Annotated in this window: 18 protein-coding genes and 3 pseudogenes; 6 read left to right on the top strand and 15 right to left on the bottom strand. The window is 60.7% G+C overall.

Annotation, left to right across the window (positions count from 1 at the left end):
- Positions 1–11: 11 nt before the first annotated feature.
- The 4 genes from ACFQT0_RS10715 to ACFQT0_RS10730 form a co-directional block, all read right to left on the bottom strand.
- Positions 12–860 (bottom strand): DUF1259 domain-containing protein, encoded by an 849-nt coding sequence (locus ACFQT0_RS10715; protein WP_380202628.1) that lies wholly within the window; start codon positions 858–860, stop codon positions 12–14.
- Positions 861–1715: 855 nt separating this feature from the next.
- On the bottom strand, positions 1716–2651 hold the full coding sequence (locus ACFQT0_RS10720; protein ID WP_380202630.1) for a TIGR01777 family oxidoreductase: 936 nt from the start codon (positions 2649–2651) through the stop codon (positions 1716–1718).
- Positions 2652–2764: 113 nt separating this feature from the next.
- Positions 2765–3424: a GTP cyclohydrolase I FolE gene (gene folE / locus ACFQT0_RS10725; RefSeq protein WP_380202632.1), complete on the bottom strand. Its 660-nt coding sequence runs from the start codon at positions 3422–3424 to the stop codon at positions 2765–2767.
- Positions 3417–3824 (bottom strand): 6-pyruvoyl trahydropterin synthase family protein, encoded by a 408-nt coding sequence (locus ACFQT0_RS10730; RefSeq protein WP_380202634.1) that lies wholly within the window; start codon positions 3822–3824, stop codon positions 3417–3419. Before ACFQT0_RS10730 ends, folE begins: the two co-directional genes overlap by 8 nt.
- A gap of 336 nt (positions 3825–4160) precedes the next feature.
- Here ACFQT0_RS10730 and ACFQT0_RS10735 point away from each other — a divergent pair, with 336 nt between their 5' ends.
- The 3 genes from ACFQT0_RS10735 (at position 4161) to ACFQT0_RS10745 (ending at position 5362) form a co-directional block, all read left to right on the top strand.
- The gene (locus ACFQT0_RS10735; RefSeq protein ID WP_380202636.1) at positions 4161–4796 is read left to right on the top strand and encodes a hypothetical protein; all 636 of its coding nucleotides are present in this window, start codon (positions 4161–4163) and stop codon (positions 4794–4796) included.
- A 153-nt stretch (positions 4797–4949) separates the two neighbouring features.
- Positions 4950–5135, top strand: a complete 186-nt coding sequence (locus tag ACFQT0_RS10740; protein ID WP_380202638.1) for a hypothetical protein — start codon at positions 4950–4952, stop codon at positions 5133–5135.
- A complete protein-coding gene (locus tag ACFQT0_RS10745; RefSeq protein WP_380202640.1) occupies positions 5114–5362 on the top strand; it encodes a hypothetical protein in 249 nt (82 codons plus the stop codon). Before ACFQT0_RS10740 ends, ACFQT0_RS10745 begins: the two co-directional genes overlap by 22 nt.
- Before the next feature lie 126 nt (positions 5363–5488).
- Here the strand turns inward: ACFQT0_RS10745 and rplS are convergent.
- From rplS to ACFQT0_RS10800, 11 genes and pseudogenes are all read right to left on the bottom strand, one after another.
- A pseudogene (gene rplS, locus ACFQT0_RS10750) lies at positions 5489–5867 on the bottom strand (50S ribosomal protein L19).
- Between the two features lie 123 nt (positions 5868–5990).
- Entirely contained in the window at positions 5991–6668 is a 678-nt protein-coding gene (gene trmD / locus ACFQT0_RS10755; RefSeq protein WP_380202642.1) for a tRNA (guanosine(37)-N1)-methyltransferase TrmD, read from the bottom strand.
- An 81-nt stretch (positions 6669–6749) separates the two neighbouring features.
- Positions 6750–7178, bottom strand: a complete 429-nt coding sequence (gene rimM, locus ACFQT0_RS10760; RefSeq protein WP_380202644.1) for a ribosome maturation factor RimM — start codon at positions 7176–7178, stop codon at positions 6750–6752.
- Complete coding sequence (locus ACFQT0_RS10765; RefSeq protein ID WP_380202646.1) at positions 7163–7384, bottom strand: hypothetical protein; 222 nt, start codon at positions 7382–7384, stop codon at positions 7163–7165. Before ACFQT0_RS10765 ends, rimM begins: the two co-directional genes overlap by 16 nt.
- Before the next feature lie 35 nt (positions 7385–7419).
- A complete protein-coding gene (locus tag ACFQT0_RS10770; RefSeq protein WP_380202648.1) occupies positions 7420–7965 on the bottom strand; it encodes a 30S ribosomal protein S16 in 546 nt (181 codons plus the stop codon).
- 164 nt (positions 7966–8129) lie between these two features.
- Entirely contained in the window at positions 8130–8918 is a 789-nt protein-coding gene (locus ACFQT0_RS10775) for an acyl-CoA desaturase (protein WP_380202650.1), read from the bottom strand.
- A gap of 227 nt (positions 8919–9145) precedes the next feature.
- Positions 9146–9856, bottom strand: coding sequence for an RluA family pseudouridine synthase (locus tag ACFQT0_RS10780; protein WP_380202652.1), 711 nt, complete (start codon positions 9854–9856; stop codon positions 9146–9148).
- Positions 9857–9998: 142 nt separating this feature from the next.
- Positions 9999–11482: pseudogene (creD, locus tag ACFQT0_RS10785) on the bottom strand (cell envelope integrity protein CreD).
- A 434-nt stretch (positions 11483–11916) separates the two neighbouring features.
- A pseudogene (gene panB, locus ACFQT0_RS10790) lies at positions 11917–12729 on the bottom strand (3-methyl-2-oxobutanoate hydroxymethyltransferase).
- Positions 12730–12890: 161 nt separating this feature from the next.
- A complete protein-coding gene (locus ACFQT0_RS10795; protein WP_380202654.1) occupies positions 12891–13277 on the bottom strand; it encodes a hypothetical protein in 387 nt (128 codons plus the stop codon).
- 141 nt (positions 13278–13418) lie between these two features.
- Positions 13419–16475, bottom strand: coding sequence for a putative LPS assembly protein LptD (locus tag ACFQT0_RS10800; protein ID WP_380202656.1), 3057 nt, complete (start codon positions 16473–16475; stop codon positions 13419–13421).
- Between the two features lie 303 nt (positions 16476–16778).
- Between ACFQT0_RS10800 and ACFQT0_RS10805 the strand changes: the two genes are divergently transcribed.
- The 3 genes from ACFQT0_RS10805 (at position 16779) to ACFQT0_RS10815 (ending at position 20375) form a co-directional block, all read left to right on the top strand.
- Positions 16779–17519, top strand: coding sequence for an N-acetylmuramoyl-L-alanine amidase family protein (locus ACFQT0_RS10805; RefSeq protein WP_380205980.1), 741 nt, complete (start codon positions 16779–16781; stop codon positions 17517–17519).
- 116 nt (positions 17520–17635) lie between these two features.
- Entirely contained in the window at positions 17636–18646 is a 1011-nt protein-coding gene (locus ACFQT0_RS10810; RefSeq protein WP_380202658.1) for an MlaD family protein, read from the top strand.
- A 100-nt stretch (positions 18647–18746) separates the two neighbouring features.
- Entirely contained in the window at positions 18747–20375 is a 1629-nt protein-coding gene (locus ACFQT0_RS10815) for an acyl-CoA carboxylase subunit beta (RefSeq protein WP_380202660.1), read from the top strand.
- The last annotated feature ends 40 nt before the right edge of the window (positions 20376–20415 follow it).

The following is a 20415-nucleotide window of genomic DNA, read 5'->3' on the forward strand; positions in this document are numbered from 1 at the left end:
CAGGCGGCGTGCTAATGGCGCATGTGCATGCCGCCTTCCTTCTTGCCCAGCTCGTTGAGGGCGGCGCGAAAGCCGGTGGCCAGTTGAGCGGCTGGCCCGCGCCCGTAGTAGTGCAGGAACATCATGTGGGGCTGGTCGAAGAGCATGTGGTTGTGTACGGCCACCACTTCCAGGTTGTGGGCGCGCAGGGCTTTGATAACCGGGTTCACTTCCCGTTCGAGCATGGCAATGTCGCCCGCGATGTGTGCGTCGGCCTGCTTGCCCGCAAACGCAGCCCAGGAATTTAGCCCAATGGCCGCAGTCATTTCTGTGCCCATCATCACAGACTGCAGGTCGGCACGGCCCACGGTGTATTTGTAGGTTGAGCCGTTTACCACGCCCTGGTACTTCACAATCTGGTCGAGCGCGGCCAGGTCAAACAGCTCTTTGCCGGTTTGGGCGGCTGCAGCGGCTGGCGTGGCGTTGTTGCCGGGTTGGGCCGGCGTAGTTGAGCTGGCTTGTGGCTGGTTGGCCGGCAGGAGCTTGGAATTTTTGAGGGTCGCGGCAAATTTCCGGGCCAGCTCGGCGGGGCTGCCCATGCCGTGAAGGTGCATGTAGAAGATGCGCGGCTCCTCGTAGAAAAAATGGTTGTGTATCGCGCCCACTTCCAGCCCATTGGCGTGCGCCGCGGAAATGAGCGGGTTCACTTCTTCCTGCAGCAGTACGGTGTCGCTCATGAGCATTGCGGACTTGCCATCCAGGGTGTGCTTGATGGCCACCCAGCCCCCAAAACCGAAGGCAATGGGCACGGGCTCGCCCTTGATGGTTACTTTCAGGTCGTTGCGGGGCAGGGGCGTGGTGTGCGTGGCCTGCGCCTCCACGTAGGTGCCCTTTACCCATCGCGGCCTCAATGGCGGCGATGTTGGCCGCGCTCAGCGGCGGCGTCTTGCCGGGCCCGGCAGTCTCAGCCCACACCGCCACGGGCGCCAAGAGGAGCGGGGTAGTAGCCAGGGCTGTGGCCTTGAGCCAATCGCGACGGGAAAATTGGGCTGCTGGCATAGGATGGATGCTAAGCGTTTTTAGAAAAGCTTTCCCGGACCTGTTCAACTGGAAACAACACGCCACAAGGCTACCGCTTCTACGTTGTTAACCCGCTTTTAGTCAATGCCTCCCCAAGGAAGTAGCCGGCCAATTTGCCAGACTCGGCAGCACACTGCTGGCCTATTTCAATTGGTACGCCACGCCGGCCATCACAAGGCAGCCGGGAGAGGCCATCAAGGGATAAGCTTTCTTGAAAACACTGGAATCCACCACGTAGATGCCGCGCTTCACCTGTTCCTCAAAGTTGATGGCCAGGGCAGTGTCAGCCGGTTTGATAAGCCGGTAGCGAATCAGAACATAGTCGTGACTTGTAAGCAGCAGTTGTGCCGTAGCCGAGTCGCCCTTCCACGCAACGGTGCCTTTGTAGTTGTAGAAGCCCCCGTCAGACGAAGAATAGCTTTTTCCTGTTTGCGAATCGATACCGGGACTTTCTTCAAATACAGCGAGTCTTGCCTGACCGTCAGGGTATTTTCGTGGTACCAGCTGTCGCCGGGCTCGTCGGGCGTCAGGTCGCCCATCGGCTCCAAACCCACGTAGACGCCATCAGGGATGTGCTTGGTTGAGCCAGGTTCTGGCCGGCAGCCGAGCAAGCCGACCGTCGCCAGCCCAAGTACCCGTGTGACGCAAGCCCGCATTTACACCTTCTCGCCGTACAGCGCTTCGAGTGCTTCGCGCAGGTCGGGGTACTCGAAGGTGAATCCCTGCCCCAGCACTTTCTGGGCGCTCACGCGCTGGGAGGCCAGCACAATGTCACTCATCTCGCCCAGCGCCAGCTTAAGGCCAAAGGCGGGCACTTTGGGCAGTACCAGGCGGCGGTGCATCACCTGGGCCAGCGTTTCGGTAAACTGCTGGTTGGTGACGGGGGTGGGGGCCACGGCATTGTAGGTGCCGTGCCACGTGTCGTCGTCTATCATGGCCATGATGAGGCGGCAGAGGTCGTCGAGGTGAATCCAGGACATGAACTGCTTGCCGCTGCCCAGCGCCGCGCCGGCTCCCAGCTTCATGGGGCGGGCCATTTGGGGCAGGGCGCCGCCCTCGTTGCTCAGCACAATCCCAATGCGCGGGACCACGGTGCGGATGCCAAGCGCGGCAATGGGCTCCACTGCCAACTCCCACTGATGGGCCACATCGGCCAGGAAATCGTGGGTGGGCTGGCCCGGAGGGGTTTCTTCCGTGAGCACGGCGTCGGCGGTGTCGCCGTACACACCGATGGCCGAAGCCGAAATAAACGCCTTCACGTGGTGCTTGCCCTTGGCCAGCTCGCGGTGCAGCAGCGCCAGGCCGCCGAGGCGGCTTGTCATGATGTCTCGCTTGCGCTCATCTGTCCATTTGCCGTCCGAGACGCTGGCCCCGGCCAGGTTCACGATGTAGTCGGCGTAGGGCACGGCGGCCTCGTCGATGGTGCCGGCCTGGGGGTCCCAGCGGAAGCTGCGGTAATGGCTGCTTTTGGCGGGCTCGCGGCTGAGCAGGGCCACCTCGTAGCCGCTGTCTATCAGCATTTCCGCCAGGCGGGAGCCAATCAGGCCCGTGCCGCCGGTGATGAGAACTTTGCGAGGTGAATTTTCGGTCATGGTGGGGATTGCAAGCAATTGCAAACAAAGGTAGAACGGGGCGGGCGTCGTCGCCAGACGGCTGGGCTACCCAGCGCGGCCGTTCCAGAACATGAACCTACAAAAGCGCGGCCTTACTTGCCAATCTGGCGCAGGAACTCCTGTCGCAGGGCATGGTCGGTAGCAAACTGCCCGCCGTACTCACTCGTCAGGGTTGAGCTGCTGGTGTCGTTCACGCCGCGGCTCATCACGCAGAGGTGGTCGGCTTCGATGAGCACGGCCACATCGTCGGTGCCCAGGCTTTGCTTGAGCTCCTCGGCAATCTGGCGCGTCAGGCGCTCCTGCACCTGCGGGCGGCGGGCGTAGTACTGCACCACCCGGTTGAGCTTGCTCAGGCCCACCACGCTGGCGCTCGGCAGGTAAGCCACGTGGGCCTTGCCGATGATGGGCACGAAGTGGTGCTCGCAGCACGAAAACAGCGTAATGTCGCGCTCGACCAGCAGCTGGTGGTAGTTGTAGCGGTTGTGGAACATGCGCACCTCGGGCCGGTTCCTGGGGTCGAGGCCCTTAAACCACTCCTGCACGTACATTTTGGCCACCCGGCGCGGGGTGCCGGCCAGGCTGTCGTCGCTCAGGTCGAGGCCCAGGCTCGCGCATGATGGCCTCAAAATGGCCGCTGATGGCCGTAATCTTTGCTTCGTCGGCTTGGTCGAAGGCGTCGTCGCGAAGGGGGTGCGCAGGCCTTCGGGCAGGTGTGCGTCGGTTGCCGGGGCCAGTCCGGTGGGGTTATCCATGGTATTCTACAAAGTTGCGGTCCGTCTCGTAGAGGGTGACCGAAAGGGCAAGGCCGGCGTCCAGGTGCGGGCGCAGGCGCTGCCAAATTACCACGGCGATGTTTTCGGCCGTGGGGTTCAAGGTACGGAACTCTTCCGTGTCCAGGTTCAGGTTGTGGTGGTCGTAGCGGTCCAGCACCTCGTGCTTGATGAGGTCGCTAAGCCGTTTCAGGTCGTAGACGTAGCCCGTTTCGGGGTCCACGGGGCCGGTCAGGCGCACGGTCAGGTTGTAGTTGTGGCCGTGGTAGTTGGGGTTGTTGCACTTGCCGAACACCCGCTGGTTTTGCTCGGGGCTCCAGGCGGGGTTGTCCAGGCGGTGGGCGGCATTGAAGTGCTCGGTGCGGCAAACGGTAACGTGCATAGGGGCTTACAACTTGGAGACGGGGAGCTTTGTTACGGCCAATCGCGCTGAAATTTGGGACAAGCTTTTAGATACTGTTATTCTTGTGACTTAAGAAAGTACAAATATGAATTAAATAACAAAAACAGCGATATCCAAGAAAAAGTAGGGGTTCAAAGAAGTTGCATCGAAGAAAGACACTAAATTTGAAATGCCGGACAACGGTACCAATGCCAAAAGACTTTTTCACTGCCCATTTTTAAAGCACACATAAGTTATTATCTCCATGAAAAAAGCCTACTCATCTTGTTCGTTCTATGCTTGGCGACGCTGAGCAGCTATGCTCAGAAATCACTTGTGGACGAGTACGATATGTCGATTAACAACGTTCCCCGCACCGGCCAGCGGGTGAGCATTCAGCTCGACAACAAACGCGTGGAAAGCGCCTGGCTCAAGCAGCTCAGCGAGAAGTTCGGCAGCAAGCTGAAGAACGCCAAAGGCGTGCTGACCATGGACGGGGTTATTATTGAAGAAATTGCACCCACCCCCATCCGCGTCATCAGCAAAGTAGACGCTACTCCCACCGGCACTACCGTGTGGTGGAGCATTGACCTGGGCAACGCCTACCTCGCAAAAGACAAAACGCCCGTGCAGTGGAAGTCAGCCGAGAAGTACCTGAAGGATTTTGCCCGCATGATGTACCGCGAAGATTTGGTGTCGCAGATTGCCGAAGCCGAGCGCGCCCTGATATCGTCGCAAAACAACCACAACGCGGTAATCGAGAAGTCCAACAGCATCAAGAAGGACATTGAAAAGAACAAGGCGCGCAAAATTGAAATCCAGCAGATGCTGGCCGCCAACGCTGCCGAACTCCAGCAGTTCAACAACCTCATCGACCTGAACCTGAAAGAGCAGGAAGCCGCCCGCGGCGACATTGTGAACATGCGCGTAGCCCTGGAAGCCGTGAAAGACCGCATGACCAAGATTGAGTAGCCTTCCAACGCACTCGAATGCTTTATAGAAAGCCCCGCCGGTTACGGTGGGGCTTTTTGTTTGGGGTGCTTTGCCAACCCCAGGGGCCCGAACTACGTTGGCTACAAAGACCGCAACCGTAGCGGCCGCTTACCTTATTACAACAGCTTACCCATGGAAAAGAAAGAAGTTCAGCACCAGGTACACCTCGATGGGGCCATTGGCCTGCTCACCGGCGACCTTACGGAATCCGCCACCCGCGCCGGCCTCGACAACCAGTTTCAACGCTGGATAGAAGACCTGAAGGATGCCAACAACCCCGCTTTCCACCAGGCCTGGTGGTCGACATGCAAGCCCTGAAGGCGCACTTTGGCGGTGGTACGCTCGACGTAAATGTCATTGCCCCGCTCCTGGCCCGTCTGGGTACCAACACCACCCAGGCCGCCAATTTTGCGGAGAACGTAAACACGGCCACGCGCATCACCAAGCTCGGTGAAGTACTCTCAGCGGTTGCGCAGCAGCTGCAGGGCGGTGGCTCGGTAGAAGTAGACGGCAGCCTGCCCCAGGATTACTCCTCGCATAGCTAAGCTACCAGGTACCGCCATCTTTCCTCATGTTAAGTTGGTGGTAGCCACGTAAACCTAAAAAAGCCGGCCCTACACGTGGGGCCGGCTTTTTTATTGTAGAGCAACCCGAGGGTTGCGGCAAATTGCTTAGGCGGTAGCCTTGGCAACCTGGTTCAGGCGGCGCTCCTTGATACGGGAAGCTTTGCCGGACAGGCCACGCAGGTAGAACAGACGGGCACGACGTACTTTGCCGCGACGGATAACCTCGATTTTGTCGATGTTAGGCGAGAGCAGGGGAAGATACGCTCGGTGCCGATTTGGTTAGAAATCTTGCGAACGGTGAAGGTTTCGCCGTTGGAGCTCGGGTTGCGGCGCTGCAGCACCACGCCTTGGAACTGCTGGATGCGCTCCTTGTTGCCCTCGCGGATTTTCACGTGCACGTTAATCGTGTCGCCGGCGGCGAAAAGGGGAAGCTGGCGCGGCGCTCCTGCGATTCGGCCTGGATAAAGTCAAGTAGTACGCTCATGGCTGAGAAAATTGCGAAAGACGGCGCCGCCGTCGGGAATTAGTATTTTATCGAAACGGAGCGCAAAGATAGCGCTTTCCGTTGAGGATAGCAAGTGTTTATTACGCAAAGCGGTACCAACTCCTAGTGGCCCAGTAAATCGGGCCGGCGGGCCTGCGTGCGGGCCAGGGCTTGGTCGTGCCGCCACTCCTCAATTTTGGGCGTATTGCCCGATAAAAGAATGTCGGGCACAGCCTGCCCGCGCCACTCCGCCGGGCGGGTATACACCGGTGGTGCCAGCAAATCGTCCTGAAAAGAATCCGACAACGCCGACTCTTCATTGCCCAAGACCCCCGGCAGCAGCCGAACCACGGCATCCACCAGGATGGCCGCTCCCAGCTCACCGCCGCTCAGCACGTAGTCGCCCACGCTGATTTCGTGGGTGATGTAGGTTTGGCGAATCCGCTCGTCGATGCCTTTGTAGTGGCCGCAGAGCATGATGATGTTCTGGAACATCGACAACCGGTTGGCCAGTGGCTGGCGCAGGGTCTCGCCGTCGGGCGTGAGGTAGATGATGGCGTCGTAGGGCCGCTGGGCCTGCAGCTCGTCTATCCAGGCCGCAATGGGCTCCACGCGCAGCACCATGCCAGCGCCGCCGCCAAATACATAGTCGTCAATCTGGCCGTGCTTGTTGATGGCGTGCTGGCGCAGGTCGTGCACGTGAATTTCGGCCAGGCCCTTGTCTTGCGCCCGCTTCACAATGGAATGGGAGAAGGGGCTGACCAGCAACTCCGGCAGGCAGGTGAGGATGTCGATGCGCATATTGAGCTGTAGCGTGGACTCTGCGAGTCCGCGTATTGTGGAACGTTCGCCGAGGCGCGGACTCGCAGAGTCCACGCTACTTTATACTTCGTCGAATTCGTCGGGCTCGTCCTTGTCGCGGGAGGAGGGCTTCAGGTACACGTCGAGCAAGCCGTCGGGCAGGTTCACGTAAATCTGCTTCTTGCCGTGGTCGGCGTGGCTTACTAGCTCATCAACCACCGGAATCAGCACTTCCTGGCCCTGGTAGCGCATGGCCAGCATATCTTGCTGGGGCAGCTCGTAGAAGTTCTCCACGGTGCCCAACTCGCCCAGGTTTTCGTCGACCACGGTGAAACCGATGACGTCGTGGAAGTAGAACTGGTCTTCCTCAAGCTCGGGCAGGTCCGTGAGTGGCAAGTGGAGCTGCGAGCCGCGCAGGGGCTCGGCTTCCTCAATGCGGTCGATGCCGCTGAGCTTGAGCAGTACTTTGGAGCCGGTTTGGGGCTGCACCTTTTCTACTTTGTGCTCCACCAGCTTGGTGGGGCCCCGGCCAGGGCCAGGTACACCGTTTTGAGCTTTTGGTAAGCCTTGGCGTCGTCTACATCGAAGTGGGCTACCACGTGGCCGCGCAGGCCGTGGGTTTTGATGATGTAGCCGAGCGATACGTTTCGTCGAGAAGCATGGGCGGGAGGGGGTATAACGAAAAAGTTTGGGGGCTGCCAGCCGGTTCGGCTCACAACCCCCAAACCCTTTCGGTTTAGAAACCTAAAAACTACTCGGCAGCTTCGGTAGCAGCCTCTTCGGCCGGAGCCTCGGTAGCTTCTTCAGCAGCCGGAGCGGGCGTGTTAGCAGCCAGCAGAGCGGCAGCTTTCTGACGCTGAGCTTCCGAACGAGCTTCCTTAACCTTGGTCTCGGCGGCGAAAGCAGCCTTGCGGGCTTCTTCCCTGGCATCAACCAAGCCAGTGCGCTTGCCTTCGATTTTAGCGTCTTTCTCTTCTTTCCAAGCGCTGAAACGCTGGTCGGCTACCTCTTGCGTGATAGCGCCCTTGTCAACACCCAGCTGCAGGTGACGACGGTACAGTACGCCGCGGTAGCTGAGCATGGCCCGAACGGTGTCGGTAGGCTGAGCACCGGTCATCATCCAGTAGAACGCGCGGTCGGCGTCGTAGTTGATGGTGGCGGGGTTGGTTTGGGGGTTGTAGGTGCCGAGCTTCTCGATGAAACGGCCGTCGCGGGGAGCGCGGGCGTCAGCTACTACGATGTCGTAAGTCGCGGCCTTCTTGCGGCCACGGCGGGCGAGGCGGATTTTAACTGCCATAAACCGTTGGGGTTTTGTGCGACGGAACTCGTCCGTCTAGTGAGATATCCAAAAATTTGGAGTGCAAAGGTAGCGTTTGTTCAGGGCATTAGCTAACAAGGGCACGAAAAAAGCCCTGGCGATGAAACCAGGGCTTTTGTATTCGTTCACTGAGCAAAGCCAGGCTAGGCCGCTATGGCTTCTCGCTTGGGCTTGGACAGTTTGGAAATCGTGTTCAGGTTCATGTTTTTGCGCTTCACCTTGATGATGCCCACTTTGTCGAGGCCCCAGATGGCGACGTAGGTCGGGTCAAACTCCCACCACTTGACACCGAAGTTGACGCGCATGGGCAGTTTGTGGTGGTTGTTCTGAAACAGCTCCCCGAAAGCCAGGAAGTCAAGGGCCAGCGTGTTCTTGGATTTGTCGCGGTTGTCGAAGTTCTGGTAGCCGTACTTGTGGCCGCCCCAGTTCACGATGGCGCCGTGGATGGGGCCCATCAGGAAGTGAATGGGGAGCAGCAGGTACTGCCACCAGGCCGTAGCAAAGTTGATGTAGAACAACACGTAAGCCGTGCCCCAGCCCAGGCGGGAGTACACCGTGCCGCCAAACTTATCGAGCCATTTCCACTCCGGAATGTCGCCTTCGAAGCGCTTGGCGCCTTCGTGCACGTCGTTCACCACGTCATTGTAAATCACCTTGGTCTTCCACATCATGTCGAACGCGTTGTTCGAGAAGTGGGGCGAGTGCGGGTCCAGGGCCGTGTCGGAATAGGCGTGGTGCATGCGGTGCAGCAGCGCGTAGGCCCGGGGCGAAAGGAAGCTGCTGCCCTGGCAGATGTAAGTGAAAGCGAAGAAGAATTTCTCCCAGAACTTATTCATCGTAAACATCTTATGCGCCGCGTAGCGGTGCAGATAAAACGTCTGCGTGAACAGCGACAAGTAGTAGTGGGCGACGAAGAAGATGAGAATAGCCATAGAGAAGTAGCAAGCCTTACTGCCCGCACAAGCAAAAAGCCGGTGGTAAGGTTCAGCATTGGTAACGCAAAATTACGGCCTCCCCGTGCGCCGCCGGATATCGGGGAGCCGCGAAGGCCAAAATGTTGCACCAAACGGGCCGTTACCTGCAAGTTGGGCGCTGCCCAACGGCATTTTCGGCATGCCGCAGGCCAAATTGAGCTAAAAAGCGGATTGGTACCGCGCGGTTACTTGTAAAATTCCCGGGCCGCGTCCCAGTGAGGCGCATCGGGCAGGGGCGCCACGAAGGTCATCATCTCCTTGGTGACGGGGTGCTGCAGCCTGAGCTGGCGGGCATGCAGGGCAATGCTCACGTCGGGCAGCGGCGCGATGAAACCGTACTTCACGTCGCCCACGATGGGCGTGCCCAGGCCGGTAGCCAGCTGGGTCCGAATCTGGTGCGGGCGGCCAGTCACGGGGTTTACCTGCAGCAGGTAGCGGTTGCCGGCCTGGCCCAACAGCTCATAGTCCAGCTCCGAGCGCAAGCCCTGTGAATGCTTCTCCGAGTAGGCTTTGGTCACATTCCGCACCGTGTCTTTCACCAGCCAGTGCACCAGCTTGCCGTTTTCAGGAATTGGCGGCTTGCCCGTGAGGGCCCAGTAGGTTTTCGTCATCAGGCCGTCGCGAAACATCTCGTTGAGCCGGCTCAGGGCCTTGCTGGTTTTGGCCAGCACCACGATGCCGCTCACGGGCCGGTCGATGCGGTGACACACGCCGATGAAGGCTTCGCCGGGCTTCTTGTATTTGAAGCGCAGGTACTCGGCGGCTTTCTTGGAAAGGGGCTCGTCGCCGGTGGCGTCGCCCTGCACGAGCAGTCCGGCGGGCTTGTTGATAACGAGGAGGTGGTTGTCTTCAAACAGAATTTCTCTGCCTTCGGACCAGATATTGGGACGATTCACGCGGCGGGTGCGGGCGGGATATGGATAGAAGCAGGAGCGGGCCAGGGCCCACTCGGGGGCTTCCGCACGTCATCAGACCACACTCACCGGGCGCTCCGCTCTTGCTTTTTAGTAAGGCGAAGATACGAAGCTCAGCAGAACTTCATCGGGCCGGGACCGGACCCTCCGCAGGCTCGCCGGCCGGGTGGTACCAGTCCACGTTGCGCGAGAGGAACATCACGGCGGCCAGCACCACCACCAGCCCCAGGCTGCCCACCAGCAGCGCATAATCCTGCAGCTGCAGCACCACAAACAGGAAGCCGTACACTACTACCAGCACCCCGGCGGTAGCAGCCGTAAGGCGGCGCTGCCGGAAGCTGGCCGCGGCGTACGCCGTTACCAGCCCCACAATCACCAGGGCTGAAAGCCCATAAGCGGCATCGAACGGCATGTGTTCGGACAAAGCCAGCAGCAGCACGTAGAAAATGACCAGCGCCAGGCCCACCAAGATGTACTGGAAAGGGTGAATGCGCCGACGGTTTAGTACTTCCACAAAGAAGAAAATGAGGAACGTGAGTGTGAGCGGCAGCAGGGCGTACTTAGCCGCACGCATGGTTTTCTGGTACTCGTTCACGGGCACCAGCAGGCGCACGCCGAAGGTGGAAGCATCCACGTTGGGCCGGTCGCCGTCGGTGCGCCAGTGCTGCGCGTAGTTGCGGTTCAGGTGCAGCACCCGCCAGTCGGCCGTGAATTTTTTGGCTCAACGGTGCGGTGCGCCGGCAAAAAGGCGCCGATAAAGCTGGGGTCGGCCCAGGGGGCGCTCAGGCGCAGGGTGGTTTGACGGCCCAGGGGTGCCACCAGCAGGCCGGTGCTGCCGTTCAGGTCAAGGTCGAAGGCAAAGGTGTGGCGGTGCGTGAGGGCCGCTTCATTGGGCAGCGGCACTAGGGCGCTGAGGCCGTTGGCGGTTTGGCCGTGGCCCCGGGCTCCGTCTTCATCGCCTGGGTATTTCGGAGCCCGCTGCCGCTCCTCGATTACGGCGTTCACCTGGGTGGTGTGCGTGGGAGCGGTGCCGAACGGCAGCACCTCGCCATCGGGCACGCCGGGCTCAAACCCGTGGGTTTGGCCATCCCAGCGCAGCGCCAGGGCGTTGCGGATGCCCTTCATGTCGGAGATGCCCACGGCCACGAAAGCTTCGGCCCAGCGCACGCTGGCGGCCGGCACGCCCAGGTCGGCCAGGGGCGGCACCTGGAAAGCGCCCTGCACATGCAGGCCCGCCCGGTACACCACAGCCTCGTAGATGCCCCGGTGCCGCCGCTCGGGCGCCAGCGTGCCGGTGGTGGCCAGCGTATCGGGCAGCAGGCTCAGGTAGCGGGTGGTTTCGCTCACGTTCCCTTTTTCATCCGTAACGCGGGCCGTGTACGGCAGCACCAGCACGGGGCCCAAGACCAGCTGCGCGCCGCCCCACTGGCCGCTGATTTCTGCCGTGGCTGCGTCGCGGTTTTCGGCCCGTTCCGTGATAAGGTCTTCCACCATTTTCGATGGAATAAGCAGTAACAGCAACAGCACCCCGATGCTGAGCAGCTTAAGCGTGACCGAGGCGCTCATCCAGCTGTTGAGGCGGTCGAATATGGTAGGAGAGGCGTCCATGGCTGATTTGCTTTAGAAGTACTTTGAATTACAAAGCTAACGCAAGAAAGAGTTGGTTGTTATTGAGCTGCAGAAAATAATAAAGCCTGGGCAGTAGCACCATGAGTGGCTACTGACCTGGCTTTTTTAGTTCAACTTTTCTTCGGTGGTTTAGAACCTATCCGTAAGTACAAAAAAGAACGGTCAAGCAGAGCGGCTGCGCCGGAGGAACCTCACCCCCGGCCCCTCTCCAAAAGAGAGGGAGCCACGGCACACGGGTTGGCTCAATTGTTAAAAGAAAGCCCCAGCTCAAAATTGAGCTGGGGCTTTTGTCGTTTAACGTCAGGCTCCCCTCTCTTTTGGAGAGGGGCCGGGGGTGAGGTTCCACCGCTCATGCTTCGCGGCGCTCGGCATGACGTTATAGTTTTAGGCCGTTCTGCTTTTCGGATAGGAATCTAGTAGCCTTCCTCTTCGCTGGGGAATTCGCGGCTTTTCACGTCGGCCACGTAGTGCTGCACGGCCTCGGTCATGATGTCGTGCAGCTCGGCGTAGCGGCGCAGGAAGCGGGGCTTGAACTCCTTGGTGATGCCCAGCAAATCGTGCACAACCAAAACCTGACCGTCGACATGGCGCCCGGCGCCGATGCCGATGACGGGAATAGTCAACTCCTCGGCTACTTGCTTGGCCAGAGCGGCTGGGATTTTTCGAGCACCAGGCCAAAGCAACCGATTTCCTGGAGCAGGCGGGCGTCTTCGAGCAGCTTCTGGGCCTCGGCTTCTTCCTTGGCGCGCACGGTGTAGGTGCCGAATTTATAGATGCTCTGGGGCGTGAGGCCCAGGTGGCCCATGACCGGGATGCCGGCCGTGAGAATGCGGATGATGGAATCCTTCACTTCGGCGCCGCCTTCGAGCTTCACGCCGTGGCCGCCGCTTTCCTTCATGATGCGGATGGCCGAGCGCAGGGCCTCCGAGGAATTGCCCTGGTACGAGCCAAACGGCATATCCACGACCACAAAGGCGCGCTTCACGGCCCGCACCACGCCCTGGGCGTGGTAGATAATCTGGTCGAGGGTGATGGGCAGGGTGGTTTCGTGGCCCGCCATGACGTTGGAGGCCGAGTCGCCGACGAGCAGCACGTCGATGCCGGCGCCGTCGAGGATTTGGGCCATCGAGTAGTCGTAGGCCGTGAGCATGGAGATTTTTCCCCCGCTGCTTCATGGCCAGCATTTGGTGGGTGGTAACGAGTTTGACTTCCTTGTGCTGGGACATGGTGGGCGAGGGAGGGCAGTTTTGGGGTAATGGGCCGTACGGCGGGGCAAAGCTGGCAACAATTTCGTTAGCCTCCGCCGTATCGGAACCAAAAAGCCCCTGGCCGAGGCGCAGGGGCTATAATGGGGGAGCGGGCTGGCCCGCGGGAATGAGTGCTTTACTTACAGTTCCGCTTCCTCCAGGGCCGAGTCGAGGGACTTCGCAGGGCCAGGGTCCGTGGAGCTGGTATCAGCGGGCCGGGTGTGGGCGTGCAGGGCCAGCAAGTCGGGCAGCTCGGCGGGGTCGGCCACTAGCAGTACCGGAATGGGCGTGGCGCTGCTGCCTTGCAGAGCTGCCGAGAGGGCCACCACATCGAGGCTGCCCCGCAGCGGGCCGCTTAGTATCACGAGGTCGGGGTGAATGAGACGGGCGGCTTTCAGGGCGGCCTCGCCGCGGGCTTCCACCACCACAATTTCGTCGTGGCCAGCTTCCCGCAAGGGGCCAGCCAACTGCTTGGCTAATGTCCGGTCGTCGACCGCTAATAACACACGTAAGGGATAGGCAGACATAGAATGCGATAAGTAGGGCGTAAAGCTCAGCACAACAAGTTGTGCAAAAAGCAATTTTAGGTCCAACAGGTTCAATGACTTCCCCAACGGCGCTCCGGCCCCCACAAACGGTTTACGCCAGCGCTTGAAAAGCGGCGCGGGCTACTGGTATTGCGCGAAGCGGTTACGGTTCAGCTTCAGGTCCTGCAGCAGGCTGCTCTTGGCCTGGATGGTGAAGTTGTAGCCCTTGGTGATGCCAAACGGAATCCACTGCCCCGAGATTTGCCAGCAGTGCAGGTCGCGGAAAAACGTGACGTTGGGGTAGGTGACGCTCTGCGACACGAAGTCGTAGCCCAGGTTGTAGCTCAGGCGCAGGTTGGGCGTGAGCTTCACCGAGCCCGTGGCGCCCACGTTGTTGAGGGCCAGCAGCGACGGGGCTTTTTCGCCGGGTTTCCGGGGCATTGGGCTGGTGGTGTAGCCCGCGGCGTAGGTGAGGGCCAGCTCCCAGGGAATCTCAAAATCGACGTAGTCGGCGTAGTAATTGGGCTGGCCCACGGTGCCCAGGCTGGGGTCGTTGGTGGGGGCTACCGAGCGGGGCACCACGCTCTTGCGCTTGCCGCTGGTGGGGTTGAAGGCATAGTTGGCCCCAAAGCTGGCGGTGCTCAAGCGGGCCAGACGGGGGTGGTCGGCTTCGAACAAGTACTTGTTGACGCGCTGGCCCCGGCTGTCGCGCTGGTAGGGCGAGAACTGGGCGTTGCCGCTAATGCCCAGCTTCTGGGCAATTTGGGTGTTGAACGTGACGCCCAGGTCCGATAAATTAAACGCCGGGGCGGCAAAATTGTACCCCAGGTTAAAGTTGAGCCCGTCAATTAGGCTCACTTTTTTGAAGGGGTCGGTGCCGGTGGTGTCGTTTGAGTTGCGCACCTTCATTTCCACCGAGTTTTGCAGCGAGAACGACAGCTGGCTTTGCCTGGAGCCGCCCGGCGCCCCGTAGAGGAAGTTGCTGAAGTTGTCGAACAGGTAGTTGTTAAGAATAAGCGGGTCGGTGACCGGGCGGTTGAACCGGTCGGTGAGGCCTTGCAAAACGTCTCTGCCCTGGGGATTTACGTTGTCGCGCTTGGTCAGGTCCGGCGAGAAGTTGTAGTTGAAGCTCGGCGTGACTTTGTGCCGGATTGCCTGGATTTTGTGGGTGCCCTTGCGCACAATCGTGCCGTAGAACGTGGTGTTCAGGCTGGCCCCGGCCGAGTAGTTGTAGATGCGGTTGAACCCATAGGTGGTGTCGATGCGCACAGCCTGAGCCACCGGGCTGAAGCGGTAGTCGAGGCGCTTGCCGTACCACACCTCGCCGTAGCTGACGGAGGGCGTGAGCTGGAAATGCTGGAGGATAGGGTAGGAGCCCAAGCCAATGCCAAAGGTGTGCTGCAGGCCGTTGCGGCCGTTGAGCAGCAGTTTGCCCACGTTGTCGAGGTTGAGCGGAGTGTTGGTTGCCACGGTGGTGCCGCCCAGCAGCGGCAGGCCGTTTGCGAGGGCCCGCGGGGCCACGATGTTGCTCACCTCGTTGCGGCCCTGCACGTCGTATGTGAGGGTGAACTGCTCGTAGAAAGGCGCCAGCTTGCCGCCGGGCTTGATGCCGAACCACTGGTAGGGGTATTGCCGGGCCACGCCCAGGCTCACGTCAGGCAGCGTGAAGGTCATGGAGCCGTCGGTGCCCTGGCTTTGGGCCAGCCGCACGTTGTACTGCACCGGCGAGTTGCGAATCTGCTTGGAATAGCTGATGCTGGAGTTGAACTGCGTGGACAGGTAGCGCCGCGCGTCCAGGCTATTGACTTTGTTGAAGCTGCTGGTGCCGGCATTCACGCTGGCCGCGAAACGGCCGCCGCCGGGCTTGGTCACGGGCGAGTGGTTCCAGGTTACCCAGAAGGAGTTGGCCGCCGGCGGCTTGATGTACACCGGGCTGGTGGTCAGGGCGTCGGTGGCCAGAATCTGGGTGCTGGGCCGGTTCGAGAAGCGGAAGTTGAAGTTGCCCTGGTAGGCGTAGCGCTTCAGGTACGAGACGTCGGCGGTGGCCCCGAAGCCGCCCCAGGTCTGGGCGTTGCCGGCGTACACGTCGCCGGTCAGGCGCACGCCGATGTAGTCGTTCGGGGCAAAGTAGTAGCCGCCATTGGTCAGGTAGTAGCCCCGGTCAGACGCCTGCCCAAAGGTGGGGATGATGACGCCCGACCCCCGGCTTTTGGTGGGCGTGGGGAAGAAGCCGAACAGAAAGCCCAGCGGCGTGGGCACGTCGCCGATGACGAGGTTGAACGGCCCGGTCACCACTTTATCGCCCGGAATCACCTTCATGCGCTTGGCCTGAATGAAGAAGTGCGGGTGCTCGAGGTTGCAGGTGGTGTAGCGCCCGGTCAGGCCGTTGATGTCGCCGTTGGGCAGGCGCTTGATGACGGAGGCACTCACGTAGCCCTCGCCCTGCGTGGTCACGGCGTCGCTCACGCGGGCCTTTTTGCTTTTGAAGTTGTACGCAATGTTGCTGGCCGTGTACAAGCCGCCCTTGTCCTTGAGCACGGGCCGGTCGACCAGCCGGTTGGTGAGGGAGTCGCGCTTGCCGTCGGCCGTCATGGTGTTACGGCCGTAGTCAACGGTGATGACGGCCGCTTTCAGGTCGGTGTCGCCGTAGTCTACGCTGGCCTTGTTGTACAGCCGCGCCACTTTGTTGGTCACGTCGAACTGAATCGAGTCCTTGGCCGTGTACTTAATCGTGGTTTCAATCTGACCCCGGCGCCGGGCCGATAGCTGCAGCGAGTCGCCGCTGCGGGCCACGCCGTTTACTAGGCCGGTGGTATCGGTAGGGGCGAGGCCGGGCTGCCGGGTGGTGGTGCCGGGAGCCAGGGTGTCGGGCACCGGCTTGTGCGAGGTGCCGGGCACGCGGGGCTGGCCGGTGTTGCGCACGCCGGGCGGGGGCGGCCCCACGGGGTCGCGCGGGTCGGGCGAGACGTAGCGCACGGGCGGCGTGGGGGCGCTGCCCGGCCGCTGCCCGGGCTTGGCCGGAGCCACTACCCGGCGGGGTGGGGCCGGCGTGGGCGCGGGCGTGGTGGGCGTGGCCAGAATGGCGCGGCGCCGGTCTTTGCGGCCCTGGATTTTAGCGGCCCGCGTGGTTTTGGGCGCGGCTTTCGGTTTGGCCGGTGGCTGGGTCTGGGCCTGAGCTGAATCGGCCAGGCCGGCCATCAATAAAAAAGGAGCCCCAGCAATTTGCCGCGGGCGCCTAATGGGGCCGTGCGGCGCGGCCACGGCCGAAACCCGGCTTCGGAGGGAAGGCCAAACCAAGCAGGCAAAATATAGTAGCGGTTAATTCGTTTACTTTTGGGGCTTCTACAAAGGTAGCAGGTCGCTACCGCCCCTTCAACGAACAACGTGCGGATTATTGTCATCCTGGCCAGTGCCGCCCTGCTGCTGCTCGGCGCCGGCAGTGGGGAATGGAAAGCCGAGGCCCAGACCACGGCCGATTCTACCCGCTTTGCTCCCGATTCGGTGCTTCCGGCGCCCGATATCGCTAACGCTCCCTACCGCTACCGCCTGCGCACGGTGGTGCTCGACGCCGGGCACGGCGGCAAAGACCGCGGCTGCGCCGGCGTTTCGGCCCGCGAGGCCGACGTGGCCCTGAAGCTGGTGCTGGCCCTGGGCCGCCAGATTGAAGAAAACCTGCCCGACGTGAAGGTTATTTATACCCGCAAAACCAACGTGTTTGTGGAGCTGGACGAGCGCGCCGCCATTGCCAACCGCAACCACGCCGACCTGTTCATTTCCATCCACTGCAACGCCGGGCCCAGCCAAAGCCACGGCACCGAAGTGTGGACCATGGGCCTGCACAAAACCAACGCCAACCTGGGCGTGGCCCAACGCGAAAATGCCGTTATTCTGCAGGAAAAGGACTACCAGAAGCGCTACGACGGCTTTGACCCCCGCTCGCCCCAAAGCCACATTCTGTTTTCCCTGTTCCAATCTGCGTATATTACCAATAGTTTACGCTTTGCGCAGCGCGTAGACCGGCAGCTGCGCACCACCGTGAAGCGGCCCAGCCGCGGCGTGAAACAAGCCGGTTTTCTGGTGCTTTGGAAGTCGACCATGCCGGCCGTGCTCATCGAATCCGGCTTTCTTACCAACCCGGGCGAAGAGCGTTACCTCAACGACAAAGCTAATCAGTCGTATATGGCCTCAGGCATTTACCGCGCCTTCCGTGAGTACAAGCGCGAGCTCGAAGGCGGCTCCTGAAAAGGGCCCGTGCGCGCGAATCAGGGCCTGTTCAATCTGGCAGTGCTGTTCTCTCGTACCGTTCTCACCATTCGCCGCCACCGCTTCCCATCCCATCATTTTCAAAATCGTTACCCGTGCCTAAAGAAGTAAAAGTGGGGCTACTCGCCCTTGTAGCCATAGCCGCACTTGTGTTGGGCTTTAATTACCTGCGCGGCACCAATCTGCTTTCGTCTGACCTCACCTACTACACTACTTATCCCAAGGTAGAAGGGCTCAACGTAGGAGCCATGGTGGTGCTCAACGGCATCAAGGTGGGGCAGGTGAAGAACATGGAGCTGCAGCCCGATAAAGGCAATTCCGTGCGCGTCGCCATCGACGTGAGCAAGGATGTTGCGCTTGGTGATTCTACCACGGCCAGCCTGGGCGGCACGCTGCTCGGCTCCAAGGGCATTACGCTCACGCTGGGCCGCGACTCGCACAAATACGTCGGCGGCGAGGAAATCCGGACCGTGACCCCGACCAGCATCACCGACGCTTTCCAGGCCAAGGCCCTGCCCGTGCTCGATACCGTGGGCGCCACGCTCTCGAACATCAACGGCTTCCTGAACAAGGACGCGCAAACCAACATCCAGGGCACGCTGCGCAGCGCCCGGGCCAGCACCGAAGCCATGCAGCTCCTTATCGAGTCGAACCAGCGCAACATCAACCAGATTACCCGCAACCTGGCGCAAATGAGCGCTGCGCTCAACAAAACCACCAAGAAGCTCGACAACATTGTCGTAAACTTTTCGCAGCTGTCCGACTCCATCAAGGCGGCGCCCGTGGGCCCGGCCCTGCGCCGGCTCAACGCCACCATGGCCGAAGCCCAGACGACCGTGGCCAGCCTGAACCGCTCGCTGAACGACAAAAAAGGCTCGATGGGCAAGCTGCTCAACGATACCCTGCTCTACAACAACCTCAACGCCACCGCCGCCAGCTCTAACGAGCTGCTCGTAGACCTCAAGGCCAATCCCAAGCGCTACGTGCACTTCTCCGTATTTGGCGGGGGCGGCAAGGCCAAGAAGACCAAAACCGAAGTAGAAACCACGACCCTCAAGCCCGACGGGAGCAAGGTCGACTCGGAAGTGAAGAACACCGTGAAGTAGCCTTAGTCCTGGGCTAAGCTGAACTACCCGTACCTTTGAAATCCGCCCCCGGGCGGATTTTTTTGTGCCTATTCTTCCAAAATCCCACCCCGCTTTATTTATGAACGTCGAGTTCAACCGCAACGAAGACCAGCTCAAGCAACTCAGCTTCAAGCTTAGCCAGAAGTTTCAGAAAGTAGCCCTCGGCGGGGGCGAGAAGCGCATTGCCGCCCACAAAGCCAAAGGCAAGCTCACCGCCCGCGAGCGAATTGAATTTCTGCTCGACAAGGACGCGGCCCAGGTCGAAATAGGTGCGTTTGCGGGCGAGGGCATGTACAAAGAGGAGGGCGGCTGCCCGGGCGGCGGCGTGGTGGTAGTGATTGGCTACGTGCAGGGCCGGCAGTGCGTGGTGGTGGCCAACGACGCCACCGTGAAGGCCGGCGCGTGGTTTCCCATCACGGCCAAAAAGAACCTGCGGGCCCAGGAAATCAGCATCGAAAACAAGCTGCCGATTATCTACCTCGTGGACTCGGCCGGGGTGTACCTGCCTATGCAGGATGAGATTTTCCCGGATAAAGAGCATTTTGGCCGCATCTTTCGCAACAACGCGGTGATGAGCAGCATGGGCATCGTGCAGATTTCGGCCATCATGGGCCCCTGCGTGGCTGGTGGCGCTTACCTGCCCATCATGTCCGACGAGGCCATGATAGTGAACGGCACCGGCTCGGTGTTCCTGGCCGGCTCTTATCTGGTGAAGTCCGCCATCGGCGAAACCATCGACAACGAGGCGCTGGGCGGCGCCAGCATGCACTCCGAAATCTCGGGCGTGACGGACTACAAGTTCGACACCGACGAAGAGTGCCTGCAGCACATCCGCAACATCTTCGACAAGATGGGCGGCCAGGCCACGGCCGGCTTCAGCCGCGTGGCGCCTGCCAAGCCCGCGCTGAGCGAGCAGGAAATCTACGGCCTGCTGCCGTCGGACCGGGTGAAGCCCTACGACATGATGGACATCATCAACCGCCTGGTGGATAACTCGGAGTTTGAGCCCTACAAAGACCTGTATGGCCAGACGCTCATCTGCGGGCTGGCCCGCATCGACGGCTGGGCCGTGGGCATCGTGGCCAACCAGCGCAAAATCGTGAAAAGCAAGAAAACCGGCATGCAGATGGGCGGCGTCATCTACTCCGACTCGGCCGACAAAGCGGCGCGCTTCATCATGAACTGCAACCAGAAGCGCATCCCGCTGGTGTTCCTGCACGACGTATCGGGCTTCATGGTGGGCTCGGCCTCGGAGCAGGGCGGCATCATCAAGGACGGCGCCAAGATGGTGAATGCCATGAGCAACTCGGTGGTGCCCAAGTTCACGGTTATCGTGGGCAACAGCTACGGCGCCGGCAACTACGCCATGTGCGGCAAAGCCTACGACCCTCGCCTCATTGTGGCCTGGCCCACGGCTCAACTCGCGGTAATGAGCGGCGCCGCGGCCGCCAACACGCTGCTGCAAATCCAGGTAGCGTCCCTCAAAGCCAAAGGCGAAGTCATCACCCCCGAAGCCGAAAAGGAGCTACTGGACCGCATCAAGGCACGCTACGAGGAGCAACTCTCGCCCTACTACGCCGCTGCCCGCCTCTGGGTCGATGCCGTGATTGACCCGCTGGAAACCCGCAAGGTGATTTCCGAAGGCATCGCGGCGGCCAACCACGCGCCGATTGAGAAGGCGTATAACGTGGGGGTTATTCAGGTGTGAGTTGAGTGCATTAACACCATGAAAATTCTATGTTCGTCCT

Origin of the sequence: Hymenobacter humi (assembly GCF_042665855.1) — a bacterium.
Taxonomy (GTDB): Bacteria; Bacteroidota; Bacteroidia; order Cytophagales; family Hymenobacteraceae; genus Hymenobacter; species Hymenobacter humi.